The sequence below is a fragment of the Phyllobacterium trifolii genome, assembly GCF_014192095.1.
GTDB classification, from domain to species: Bacteria; Pseudomonadota; Alphaproteobacteria; order Rhizobiales; family Rhizobiaceae; genus Phyllobacterium; species Phyllobacterium trifolii.
This window is the reverse complement of record NZ_JACHXN010000004.1, coordinates 258,782-271,572: the sequence shown is the minus strand read 5'-3', so window position 1 is coordinate 271,572 and position 12,791 is coordinate 258,782. Positions and strand designations below refer to the sequence as shown.

Annotated in this window: 10 protein-coding genes; 5 read left to right on the top strand and 5 right to left on the bottom strand. The window is 57.0% G+C overall.

The features are described from left to right. Positions 1 to 26 precede the first annotated feature (26 nt). Positions 27 to 1,598, bottom strand: a complete 1,572-nt coding sequence (locus FHS21_RS08385) for a TerC family protein (protein ID WP_112530446.1) — start codon at positions 1,596 to 1,598, stop codon at positions 27 to 29. A gap of 535 nt (positions 1,599 to 2,133) precedes the next feature. On the opposite strand from FHS21_RS08385, the gene FHS21_RS31160 reads away from it, so the two are divergent. Then, positions 2,134 to 4,068 (top strand): calcium-binding protein, encoded by a 1,935-nt coding sequence (locus FHS21_RS31160; protein WP_162701942.1) that lies wholly within the window; start codon positions 2,134 to 2,136, stop codon positions 4,066 to 4,068. A gap of 36 nt (positions 4,069 to 4,104) precedes the next feature. On the opposite strand, the gene FHS21_RS08375 is transcribed toward FHS21_RS31160, so the two are convergent. From FHS21_RS08375 to FHS21_RS08360, 4 genes are all read right to left on the bottom strand, one after another. Then, positions 4,105 to 4,656 (bottom strand): DUF924 family protein, encoded by a 552-nt coding sequence (locus FHS21_RS08375; protein WP_112530450.1) that lies wholly within the window; start codon positions 4,654 to 4,656, stop codon positions 4,105 to 4,107. A 16-nt stretch (positions 4,657 to 4,672) separates the two neighbouring features. Continuing rightward, positions 4,673 to 6,508, bottom strand: coding sequence for a monovalent cation:proton antiporter-2 (CPA2) family protein (locus FHS21_RS08370; RefSeq protein WP_112530452.1), 1,836 nt, complete (start codon positions 6,506 to 6,508; stop codon positions 4,673 to 4,675). An 83-nt stretch (positions 6,509 to 6,591) separates the two neighbouring features. Next, positions 6,592 to 7,443, bottom strand: coding sequence for an amidohydrolase family protein (locus FHS21_RS08365; protein ID WP_112530454.1), 852 nt, complete (start codon positions 7,441 to 7,443; stop codon positions 6,592 to 6,594). A 13-nt stretch (positions 7,444 to 7,456) separates the two neighbouring features. Further along, positions 7,457 to 8,260: an IclR family transcriptional regulator gene (locus FHS21_RS08360; protein ID WP_210283428.1), complete on the bottom strand. Its 804-nt coding sequence runs from the start codon at positions 8,258 to 8,260 to the stop codon at positions 7,457 to 7,459. A 165-nt stretch (positions 8,261 to 8,425) separates the two neighbouring features. Between FHS21_RS08360 and FHS21_RS08355 the strand changes: the two genes are divergently transcribed. From FHS21_RS08355 to FHS21_RS08340, 4 genes are all read left to right on the top strand, one after another. After that, entirely contained in the window at positions 8,426 to 9,742 is a 1,317-nt protein-coding gene (locus FHS21_RS08355) for a type 2 periplasmic-binding domain-containing protein (protein WP_112530456.1), read from the top strand. 180 nt (positions 9,743 to 9,922) lie between these two features. Beyond that, positions 9,923 to 10,819: a carbohydrate ABC transporter permease gene (locus FHS21_RS08350; RefSeq protein WP_112530458.1), complete on the top strand. Its 897-nt coding sequence runs from the start codon at positions 9,923 to 9,925 to the stop codon at positions 10,817 to 10,819. Between the two features lies 1 nt (position 10,820). Continuing rightward, positions 10,821 to 11,687 (top strand): carbohydrate ABC transporter permease, encoded by an 867-nt coding sequence (locus FHS21_RS08345; RefSeq protein ID WP_183661628.1) that lies wholly within the window; start codon positions 10,821 to 10,823, stop codon positions 11,685 to 11,687. 6 nt (positions 11,688 to 11,693) lie between these two features. Further along, the gene (locus FHS21_RS08340; protein WP_112530462.1) at positions 11,694 to 12,791 is read left to right on the top strand and encodes an ABC transporter ATP-binding protein; all 1,098 of its coding nucleotides are present in this window, start codon (positions 11,694 to 11,696) and stop codon (positions 12,789 to 12,791) included.

Sequence of the window (12,791 nt, the reverse complement as noted above, 5' to 3'; positions counted from 1 at the left end):
TATGTTTTACAGTGGAAAACTGATGCCTAAATGAACGCTGCCGTTTGCGTGGGCGAAATCCGTACCTTGCCGATATTGCGGCCATCCATCTCGACGATCTCATATTCGAGATCGTCGACGGTGAGCCTCTCACCTTCGGCCGGTATGTGACCGAGGTTCCATAAAATATAGCCGGCGAGCGTCGTATAGCGGTCTCCGTCATCGACCAGATCACGATCTATAAGCCCGCCAAGACGGCGAATGTCGATATAGGCGTCAACCACCATGCTGCCATCTTCCGAACGCTCAAGGATCGGGCTTTCCTCACCCTCTTCGGGGAAGTCGCCGGCGATGGCTTCGAGGATATCCGTTGGCGTGACCACCCCTTCGAACGAGCCATGCTCATCGAGGATCACGCCCATCTGCACCGATGAACCCCGCAACTGTTCCATGACGCGAAGCACATTGGCGTTTTCATGGAAGATGAGCGGCTGCCGGGTCACCTTTTCCCAATCGATCTTGCCACCGTCGAGAATGGCGAAAAGCAGATCCTTGGTGAGCGCAACGCCGACGAATTCATCGACGCGGCCGCGGGCAAGCACAACACGGCTGTGGGCGAGGGTGCGGATTTCGGCGAGCAGCTCTTCGTTGGTCTCGTCGAGATCCAGCCATTCCACTTCATTGCGTGGCGACATGATCGAACGGACCGGGCGCTCAACGAGATCGAGCACGCCGCGGATCATTTCCTTTTCTTCCGGATGGAAGACATCTCCCGCTGCGCTGTGTTCAGCAATGACATCCAAAGTATCAGAGTGCGGGGCATCGCTACGTCCGCCGCCGAGCAGCCGCAGGACCGCGCCTGCCGTGCGATCGCGCAGATCCATCGTGGTGATACGCTTTTCGCGATTGTGGCGGCCGATCTGGTTGGCGGCCTCGACAAGGACCGAGAAGCCGATGGCGGCATAGAGGTAACCCTTCGGAATATGGAAGCCGAAGCCTTCGACGATCAGGCTGAAACCGATCATCATCAGGAAGCCGAGGCAGAGAATGACGACGGTCGGATGCTTGTTGACGAAGATCATCAACGGTTTCGCTGCCAGCATCATGACGCCAACGGCAATGACGACCGCGATCATCATGACCTCGAGATATTTCACCATACCCACCGCTGTGATGACACTATCGAGCGAGAAAACGGCATCGAGGACGACGATCTGGGCAATGACCTGCCAGAACACCGCATGCGCCACATTGGTTTCCTTGGCCGACATATGACCTTCCAGCCGTTCGTGCAGCTCCATCGTGCCCTTGAACAGCAGGAAGACGCCGCCGAGAATGAGGATGATATCGCGCCCGGCAAAATCCAGTCCAGCGACGCTGAACAGTGGCTTGGTCAGCTGGATGACCCACGAAATTGAGGCGAGCAGCAGCAGCCGCATGATCAGGGCCAGCGAGAGGCCAACAAGTCGGGCACGGTTGCGCTGATGCGGCGGCAGTTTGTCGGCGAGGATCGCTATGAAAACGAGATTGTCGATGCCAAGCACGATCTCCAGCACGATAAGCGTGGCAAGGCCAATCCAGGCGTTGGGGTCGGCAATCCAGTCCAGTGTCCAGTCCATAGGGCTGTCGGGTCCTTAAATAGATCTAGCGTGCAGCGGCGCAAGCGGATGACGCTGCGGCGCAGGCAAAATGACGGGATGGGGAAATCGCAGGAACTTTTTGCTGACACTGCGCATGCAGGGTCAGCATGCTTCGCAAGTCCGGACTTGGAGGCTCTTCAGATTGATCGTCCGGCATTGATGCGCGGTCAGTCCCTGTTTGACTGGCTGTCATTGTGAAAATTGAAAGGTGCCAGATACGTGTATAATGACAGTCTGGAGGCTGCCATTCAAGAGGCGGATCAGAACTTGCCTTTAGCGATCATTCGTAGCCTTACGTGTAATAGTTCCAAAACGGCAACGTTTTCAATAGTTAACGTATAGTCTTTCTCTAAGGGAATATAGTTCTTTTGCATTACATATTTCGAGTAAGAGCAATTTCTGTAAGTATCTTTATTTAATCCACAGTAAGGCGTATGATGTAGTCCGCAGTTGTGAGGGGTGAGGGGCCCCGAAACGATGGTCTTCCCCGCACAGCGCGAACGGGAGGACTATCATGGCTATCACTCTTACAAACAATTTGCTGAAACTTCTCGGCATAGACCCAAGCACGATCGAAATTCCGCTTGGTCCGGGGGGCGATTCCTTCAGCGGTACAAATGCCAACGAGCATATTCTCGGCAACGGCGGCGGCGATTCGATCAACGCCGGTGGCGGCTCGGATATTGTTGAGGGCGGCTCGGGCGGCGACTCGCTCAATGGCCAAGCCGGCAATGACTATATCGAAGGTGGCGCCGGCGGTGACGCGATGAATGGTGGTAACGAGCCAGATGGCACTACAGGCAGCGATACGCTCGGCTATTCGCAATCGGGTTCAAGCGTGAAGGTGACACTCAACGATAGCGGTGGCGGCACAACCTCCGGCTCTGGTTCCGGCCCGGGCAACCATGCGCAGGGCGATTCCATCAATGGATTTGAGAATGTCGTCGGCTCGAATTTTCACGATACGCTCACCGGCAACATTCACAGGAATGTCCTGGCGGGACTTGCCGACAACGACAAGCTGTACGGAATGGGCGGTAACGACGTTCTGATTGGTGGCGCTGGCGCAGATGAGCTCTACGGAGGCGATGGCTTGGATACCGCCGATTATTCCACCAGTGCAAGTCCGGTGCATCTCTTGCTTGGCGGGGTCAGCAGCGGCGGCGATGCGGCGGGTGATACTTTCAAATCTATCGAGAAATTCGTCGGCACCGCTGGCGCTGACGTCATCGACGGCTCGGCCAGTATTGCCGGCTTTACCGCCGATGGCGGCGGCGGCGCGGACACGATGATCGGCGGCCATGGCGATGATCATTTGAGCATTGGCGGTGCAGCTGCGGTTGCCGGTTTTGCTGCACTTCAGGACGAAACCAGTATGACCCATGGCAACGATGGGAATGACGTTTTCCTCGGCAGCGATGATAACGATATTGCGTTTGGCGACGCTGGAAACGATCTCATGTCTGGCGGTGGCGGCAATGACTTCATGGACGGCGGCGATGGCAATGATGTTATCGAAGGCGGCGCCGGCAATGACACTATCAAGTGCGGGCCTGGCGACGATAGGTCGTTTGGCGGCGAGGGAGACGATACTCTGTACGCGAGTGAAGGACTCAACGAATATGATGGCGGCCCTGGCATCAACAGTTACGTTGCGAGTGACACCGAAGGTTTCGGCGCTAGTGGTTCTTCAATTAAAGGCGGCGAAGGCGCATTATTTAACGTCGCCGAAGGCGATGTCGAAGAGTACGACCACATGGACATGCATGAGCGCTCTGACAAAGTAGACATTGAACTAACGGACGGAACCGCGTCGCTTGCAGCCACTGCTGCGAGCACAAGCCAAATGCGGTACACGTTCGACGGTGAGGAGCGGCTCTACAACGTGTCCAGTATAGAGAGATACAGCCTGACGGCGTTCGACGATAGTCTTATCGACGATTCAAATGATCACGTACTATTCGGTGGTGACGGTAATGATCTTCTCGACGGTCGCGGCGGAAACGACCAACTCTTCGGTGGCGGTGGCAACGACACCCTCGTGGGTGGCGACGGCGATGATTTGCTGTATGCCGGGTTTGGTGCCGGTGGGAATGAAACTCTTTATGGGGGATTAGGGGCGGATCAATTTGTGTTCGCTTCCGTTGAAGAGTTGTCGTCCGCGCGCACGTTCATACAAGATTTTGTCCGGGGCGATGGCGATATTATCGATCTCTCCCGGATTGATGCCGACACCACCACAGAAGGCAGCAACGCATTTGTTTGGGTTGAATCCGTAGAGGACCTCACCGGCGCACCCGGCGAGCTGGCTTTCCTCCCCGGAGGGGGAGATTTGGAGGGTTACAGTGTCATTTTTGGCGATGTGAACGGCGACGAAGAGGGAGGCAATTTTTCCTTCTATGTGAGCAATTTATTCGGAGATCCGACCCAACAATTCTTCATCCTCTAAGCGGAAATGCAATAGGGGCGGCGTCCAGCGCCGCCTCTACCCCGAAAATCCGCCGCCATCGAGGAAGGCCTGTTCTTCCTCGGTGGTGGTGCGGCCGAGAATGGCATTGCGATGCGGGAAGCGGCCGAAGCGACGGATGATGTCATAATGGTGGTCGGCATATTCCAGATTGTCAGGGGCACCTTCACGGCATAGCTCTACCGAACGGCGCTGGTCATCGACATTCTCGGAATGCATATACGGCAGATAGAAGAAGGCGCGCAGTTTCGGCTCGAATGACAGGTCGTGCCCCTTTTCCAAGGCGCGGCCTGCATAAAGGCGGGCAAGCGTGTCGGTCGCGTACATGTGCCCGGTGTTGCGGAAGAAATTGCGCGGGAACTGGTCGAGCAGGATCATGAGGGCCAGCGCACCTTCGGGCGTTTCGACCCAGCCTTCATATTCGCGGCGCGCGGCGGCGAAATGATCTTGGAGAAAGCGCTCGCGGCAAATCTCGTCGAATTCCTCGTCTTTGACGTACCACTTGTCTTCACCCGCTTCACGCCAGAAATTGACGATGCCGGTGATGGCCGTTTGTTCGATCTCAGGCATGACTGTTTCCCCCGTCTTAGTTGGCGTCGGCATTTTGTGCGGCGGGCAGCACGCTCGCAGTCTCTTCGTTGAGCGCGCGGCCGGTCTGGCGCGGCTTGATCAATGGCCCCGGAACCGGCGCGTTGCCCCTCATCAAATCGGCGCCGGCGCGAATGCCGCCGGCAAGCTGCAGGTCAAGACGCTCGGCGTCGCGGCGGCGTACGTCTGCCGTAATGTCCGCCGCCTCCTGCGGGTCTACACCCAGGCCCACCAAGGTATTTTCGCCGAAGATCAATGCGGATTCGAACGTCTCGCGCATCTGGAAATCGACGCCGAGTTTGATGAGTTCGATGGTATTGCCGCGATCATAGGCCCGTGCATAGATCTGGACCATCGGGAACTCCGCCTTGACCAGATTGGCGATTGTCAGGATTGTTTCGGCCTTGTCGACGCAGATCAGCACCGCCTGCGCTCGCCCGGCACCTGCCGCGTGGAGAATATCGAGCCGCGTGCCGTCACCATAATAGACCTTGAACCCGAACTGTGATGCAGCCTGGATCATCTCCACGTCATTGTCGATGATGGAGATGTCGACGCCCCGTATCAGCAGAGGCTGGCAGGAAATCTGTCCGAACCGGCCAAAGCCGATGATGAGGGCATTGCCGGTAAGGCCCTCCGCAATGTCGACCTCCTGGAGGTCCTGTTTTTCCTCGGGCACGAGATATCGCAAGGCGACAAGGAGAAGCGGCGTCAGCACCATCGAGAAGATGATGATCGCCGTCAAAATGGCATTGGCTTCGCCATCGAGTATGCCGACTGCCGTGGCAGCGGCGTAGAGGACGAAGGCAAATTCGCCGCCTTGCGCCATGATGACCGCGCGCTCCAGCGCCTCCCGATTGGACGAGCTGAGCAGCCGGGCGACGATATATATCCCGGTACCCTTAACCAGCTTGAATGCAACGACGTAAAACAGCACCATCTTCCAGTTGGCTGCGACGACGCTTAGATCAAGCGACATGCCGACGGCAAGAAAGAACAACCCCAGCAGAATGCCGCGGAAAGGTTCGATGTCGGCTTCGAGCTGGTGGCGGAAGGTCGATTCGGAGAGAAGCACACCGGCGAGAAATGCCCCCATAGCCATGGAGAGGCCGCTGAACTGCATGATCAGGGCAGCGCCGAGAACGACCAGCAGAGCAGCTGCAGTCATGACTTCACGGGCGCGCGACTGCGCGAGGAACCTGAATAGCGGATTGAGCAGGTATTTGCCGGCGAGAATGATGCCAGCAATCGCGCCGATGCCTATGCCGATGTTGGTCCAGCGCAATCCTCCAGCCGTTTCGGCGCTCATTGGCGCAAGGAACGCTACCAATGCCAAAAGCGGAACGATGGTGAGGTCTTCAAACAACAGGATCGAAACCATGCGCTGGCCCTGCGGTGTGGCGATTTCGCCGCGCTCTTCCAGCAATTGCATGACGATTGCCGTGGAGGTCAGGACGAAACCGGCGCCCGCGACGAACGACTGGGCAACCGGAAAGCCCGTGGCAATGCCAAGGCCAGTAAGAAGCAGTGCGCAAACGCCGACCTGCAGCGCGCCGAGGCCGAAAATGCTCTTGCGCAGTCCCCACAACCGGGACGGCTGCATTTCGAGGCCGATGAGAAAGAGGAACATGACAACGCCGAGTTCCGCGACATGCAGAATAGTCTGCGGATCGGAGAAGAACTTGAGGCCGAACGGGCCTATAACCAGACCGGCGGCGAGGTAGCCGAGAACAGAACCGAGCCCGAGCCGCTTGAACAGCGGCACGGCGACGACGCCAGCCCCAAGCAGCACGACTACACTTAGAAGGTCAGGTCCGCTTATTTCCGCCGCCATTGGTTCTCCGCATCTCAAGCTTGATCGTGAGTTTCAGAGGTAAAGCGCGAGGATACGACAGGCAAGCTTATTCAGACGGGACGCTAGTTCAAATTCCAGATCCGGCGGGCATTTCCCGAAAACAGCTTGGTCTTTTCGTCCTGGCTGCAGCCTGAAAGCAGAGCATGGGTTGCTGCGACCCAGGTGGCGAGGCCTCCACCAAGCGTACAGACGGGCCAGTCGCTGCCCCACACTAATCTATCCCAGCCGAACGATTCTATGACGTGATTGACGTAAGGCGCCAGCGTTTCGACGCGCCAGGTCTCTGCATCCGCATAGGCCACTACCCCGGAAATCTTGGCGGTGACATTCGGACGCTTGGCAATATCGCTGATCTTGCCGCGCCATTCGTCGAGGGCCCCGGCCTTGATGTCCGGAACGCCGCAATGGTCGAGGATGAATTGCACGTCCGGCGCTAGATCGACGAGGGCAATCGCCTTGTCAATTTGTCTCGGCAAGACACACAGATCGAACGTAAGCCCCGTGCCGCCAAGCTTTTGTATATTTTCACGGAAAAGCGGATCTTCCGAAAGGTTGTCGGGCATGACATGCAGCACGCGGCGGAAGCCCTTTACCAGAGGGTTGATCTGTTGGCGCTCTAGAAACACCCTGAAGCCATGTTCCTCCGGACGGCAGGCCGAAATTGCACCGGCTATGATGCTGTCGCCGCGCTTCGCGAGACCGACAATGTAATCCGTCTCCGCCTGTATGTCCGTCGGAGCGACATCGACCTCCATATGCAACGCATGAGTAATTCCGACACGATGGGCCTGAACTGCATATTTCTCATAAAGAAAATTACGGTTCAGCGCTTCGGTGCCGGACAACCAAGGGTAAGACAATACCGATTGGTCAATGAGATGCAGATGGGTGTCGATTATCGGCATGTGTGGCATTGCTTGCTTCCTTTCATGCCGGGCGCAGAACACTCGAATGGACGACATCCGCCCCGGCAAGCTCCGAGAGTTTCTGCGCCGTGGCTACCAGCATTTTGCGGGCATCCTCGACGCCCGGCGCATCCGGGATATTCAGCAACTGAATATAGGGACAGGTCAACGCGGCAATCGCCCTTCCGTCCGGGCCGAGTACAGGTGCTGAAACGTTGAAGACCCCTGCCGTCTGCGCGCTCGGCATGATCTCGTAGCCGCGCTCGCGGATCTGGTTGAGCCGTTCGCGGAAATCAGGCGGTTGGGCGATATCGTCCGCATGCTGCTCGTACTCGGCGATCATCAAGGCGCGCTCTTCATTGGAGCGGAATGCCAGAAGCACATGACCGGAACCGGTGTTGAACAGGCTGATATGGGAACCGACACGAATCGAAATGCCCCAATAATCCGGTGCCTCCTGCTGGGCGACGACAACGGCTGCGCCGCGGTCGAAAACGCTGAGCTGATTGGCTTGTTTGGACATCACCGCGAGTTCGCGCATCAGCGGCGTCGCATAGGAAGCAAGGCGGCGGACAGGCGCGTGCAACTGGGCAAGCCCGAACAGTTTCAACGTCAACGAATAGCGATCGCCCTCAAGCCGCGTCACATATCCGCGGCGTACGAGGCGATCGAGCATGCGATAGAATTCATTGGGGCTGCGGCCGAGGAATTTGGCGATTTCCGCTTGCGTGAGGCCACCATCGATACCGGAAAGAAGCTCAAGAATGTCCAAACCCTTATCAAGCGCAGGCGCGCGATAACGATCGCTGTCGTCGTCCTCTATCATGGCCAAGTCTCCCCTCGCTCCCTACTCATATACGAAGACGATATTCGTAGGAAAGCAGTTTCCATGCTTGACGGTCAAGCGCATAAATGTTTGTATATGAATGAAACGCTCATATGTGGGTGTTGCGAGAGCCGGGGAGCGGCCACTCGATTACGGGAGGGAACCATGAAAAATCTGTTGGTCAGTGTTTCGGCTGGCGTCATCGCAATTTTCAGCGCGCAAGCTGCACTTGGTGCAGATCTGCCGGGAAAGTTCGACGGTGTAACGATCGACGCCAAGCTTATCGGCGGACAGCAATATGAGCCGCTCTACGAGCGTATCGGCGAATGGGAAAAGCTGACCGGCGCCAAGGTTAACATCCTGTCGAAGAAGAACCATTTCGAACTCGATAAAGAGATAAAGTCAGATATCGCTTCAGGCAGTCTGAACTGGTGCGTTGGCTCAAACCACTCATCATTTGCGCCGCAGTATCCTGATATTTATACCGACCTGAACAAGCTGCTTCCTGCGGAAGAAATCGCCGCTTTCGTCCCGACGAACATCAAGTCATCAACGCTGGACGGCAAACTGGTCATGCTGCCGCGCGCACAGTTCGACGTTTCCGCACTCTATTACCAGAAGAGTATTTATGCCGATGAGGCCAACAAGAAGGCCTTCAAGGAAAAGTACGGTTATGATCTGACGCCGCCCGATACGTGGCAGCAGGTCAGCGATCAGGCCATCTTCTTCACCAAGGCGCCGGATTTCTACGGCACGCAGTTTGCCGGCAAGGAAGAGGCAATCAACGGCCGTTTCTACGAAATGCTGATCGCAGACGGCGGCGAATATATCGACAAGGACGGCAAGCCGGCCTTCAACTCCGAAGCCGGTGTCAAGGCGCTCGACTGGTTCGTCAACCTCTACAAGGCGAAAGCTGTTCCGGCAGGCACGACCAATTACCTCTGGGACGATCTCGGCCAGGGTTTTGCATCGGGCTCGATCGCCATCAATCTCGACTGGCCGGGTTGGGCAAGCTTCTTCAACGATCCCAAATCCTCGAAAGTTGCCGGCAATGTTGGCGTGAAGGTGGCGCCCGCGGGTTCTTCCGGCAAACGCACTGGCTGGTCGGGTCATCATGGCTTCTCGGTGACGGAAGCCTGCGCCCACAAGGACGCTGCGGCCTCGCTCGTCTGGTGGCTTACCAACGAAGACAGCCAGAAGCTTGAGGCGAAAGCCGGCCCCTTGCCGACGCGCACGGCGGTATGGGAATGGGACATCGAGCAGGCCAAGGGCGATCCTTACAAGACCGAGGTGCTTAACGCATTCCAGGAAGAAGCAAAGAACGCATTCCCGGTTCCGCCATTGGCCGAATGGATCGAGATTTCCAACGCCGTCTATCCGGAACTGCAATCGGCCATCCTCGGCGACAAGACATCGAAGGAAGCACTCGACACAGCGGCCAAAAAGGCGACGGAAATCCTTCAGGATGCCGGCAAGCTTTAGTGGCAAGCACTGCGGTCCCTCTCTCTTGTGGGGAGCGAGGGACCGCAGGTCCGGGAAGAGGCATTTCGATCAGCACGACATGAGAAACGGGTAGTATCCCTCCCGGCTGCTTTGCAGCCACCTTCCCCACAAGGGGAGGGCCGAAGCGGAAATGCAGAGTCCAGAAGGCCAATATTTCAGATGAAATTTCCCAAACTATCAGCGCCAACGCTTCTGCTGCTGCCTGCCATCATTGTTCTTGCCGCTGTTATCGTGCTGCCGTTGTTGTTTTCGCTCTATTCGAGCTTCACGCCATTCAGGCTGACAAAGCCGGAATCGATCTGGGTATTCATCGGCGTTCGTAACTACGTCAGCGTTCTGACCAACTATGAGTTCTGGGCGGCATTTGGCCGTACGGTCCTGCTCCTCACCATCGCACTAAACGCCGAGATGTTCCTCGGCCTTGGCCTTGCCATGCTGGTCAACAAGGCGACACGCGGCCAGCGAATTTTGCGTACATTGATGATGTTCCCGATGATGTTTTCGCCGGTGCTCGTCGGCTTCCAGTTCAAGTTCCTGTTCAACGACAATATCGGTTTCGTCAACAATGCGCTGCAGTCACTGGGGCTGACCACCAATGCGATACCCTGGCTGATCGACGGCAATCTTGCGCTGTTTTCAATCATCATTGCCGAGGTCTGGTCTTCAACGTCCGTCTTCGCCATCCTGATCCTGGCTGGACTTCTGGCGATGCCGCAGGAACCGGTGGAAGCGGCGCGGGTCGATGGCTGCACGCCGTGGCAGACATTCCGCTACGTCACCTGGCCATATCTGATGCCTTTTGCCTTTATCGCCATGACGATCCGATCGCTGGACGTGGCGCGTGCCTATGACATCGTCAAGATCATGACCGATGGCGGGCCGGCCAAACGCACCGAACTCCTGTGGACGCTGGTCGGACGCACGGCCTATAGCGACGCGCGCATGGGTCTCGCCAATGCGATGGCATATATCTCGATCCTGCTCTCGATCCTGTTCACCGTGTATTTCTTCAGAAAACTCGCTGCCGCGCGCCAGCAAATCGGAGCGGAGTGGTAAGATGGACAAGAACAGTTCTCATCGTCTGAAACGCCGTTGGCTCAAAGTTGCGCATTTTATCGGCCTGTTCCTGGCGATGCTGGTCATCTGTTTGCCGGGCCTGTGGATCGTCTTGAGTTCGCTACGACCGACAGTCGAGATCATGGCAAAGCCACCAGTGTGGATACCACGCGACATCTCGCTCGATGCCTATCGCGCCATGTTTGGCGGTGCAGGGCAGGGCGGCATACCGGTATGGGAATATTTCCGCAATTCCCTGATCATTTCAATCACGTCGACAATTATTGCGCTGATCGTCGGAATGGCGGGCGGATATGCTTTTGCCCGTTACAAGTTCAAGGGAAAGTCTGGTGTGTTCCTGGGCTTCATGCTGACGCGCGCTGTGCCCGGTATTGCACTGTCACTGCCACTGTTCATGATTTTTGCCCGCGTCGGCATCATCGACACGCATTTCGCAATGATCCTCATCTACGTGGCGCTGAACGTGCCGTTCACGATCTGGCTGATCGATGGTTTCTTCCGGCAGGTGCCGAAGGATCTGGCGGAAGCCGCGCAGATCGATGGCTGCACGCGCTGGCAGGCTTTCTGGCAGGTGGAGTTTCCATTGGCCGCCCCCGGCATTGCGTCGGCAGGCATCTTCGCCTTCCTTACCTCCTGGAATGAATATGCGCTGGCATCGCAAATCACCCGGTCGGTGAACTCGAAGACGCTGCCCGTCGGCCTTCTCGACTATACCTCAGAGTTCACCATTGACTGGCGCGGCATGTGCGCGCTTGCGGTAGTCATGATTATTCCGGCGCTCACTTTAACGTTTATCATTCAGAAGCATCTCGTATCCGGACTGACGTTCGGCGCGGTGAAAGGTTAACTTGTTATGGCTCCCGTAACACTCAAAAAGCTCGTCAAGAGTTATGGCAATGTCGATGTGGTCCATGGCATCGACCTTGAGGTCAAGGATCGCGAATTTATCGCGCTGGTTGGTCCGTCCGGCTGCGGAAAATCCACCACATTGCGCATGATCGCCGGGCTCGAGGATATCAGCGGCGGCGTCGTTGAAATTGGCGGCAAGCCTGTGAACGATCTGCCGCCGCGTGCACGCAACATTTCGATGGTCTTTCAGTCCTACGCGCTCTACCCGCATATGACGGTGCGCGAGAACATGGGCTTCTCGCTCAAGATCGGTAAAGTCGCGCAAGCCGAAATCGATACGCGGGTCAACGAGGCTGCGGCGATCCTCGATCTCGACAAGTATATGGACCGCCGCCCGTCGCAACTCTCCGGCGGTCAGCGCCAGCGCGTGGCCATGGGCCGGGCGATCGTTCGCAAGCCGGACGTATTCCTGTTCGACGAACCGCTCTCCAACCTCGATGCGAAATTGCGCACGCAGGTGCGTACCGAGATCAAGCGTCTGCATGCAAGGGTGCAGGCGACGATGATCTATGTGACGCATGATCAGGTTGAAGCGATGACGCTATCCGATCGCATCGTTATCATGCGCGATGGACATATCGAACAGGTCGGTACGCCCGAGGAAGTGTTCAAACGGCCGGCCACGCGGTTCGTCGCCGGGTTTATCGGCTCTCCGCCGATGAATCTCAATGAAGCGACTGTGGATAGCGGAAAGTTGGTTTTTGCCGGCGGCGAGAGCCTGCCGCTACCGGCCGAGTTCCGCAGCAAGGTCGCGGCGGGCGACAAAGTGATTTTCGGCCTGCGCCCTGATGATATTTACCCGACCGGGCATGGCATCAATTCCGGCGAAGCGACAGACGTGCACGAGATGCAGTTGCCGGTGTCAATCACCGAACCGCTTGGCAACGAGACGTTGCTGTTCATCACCATGGCGCAGCGTGAATGGGTGTCGCGCATGCTCAATCCACGTCCCATGGGTGCCGGTGAAGTGGTAAAATTCAGTTTCGACCTGTCGCAGGCGCATCTGTTCTCGCCTGAATCCGGCAAAACGTTGCGGGGATAG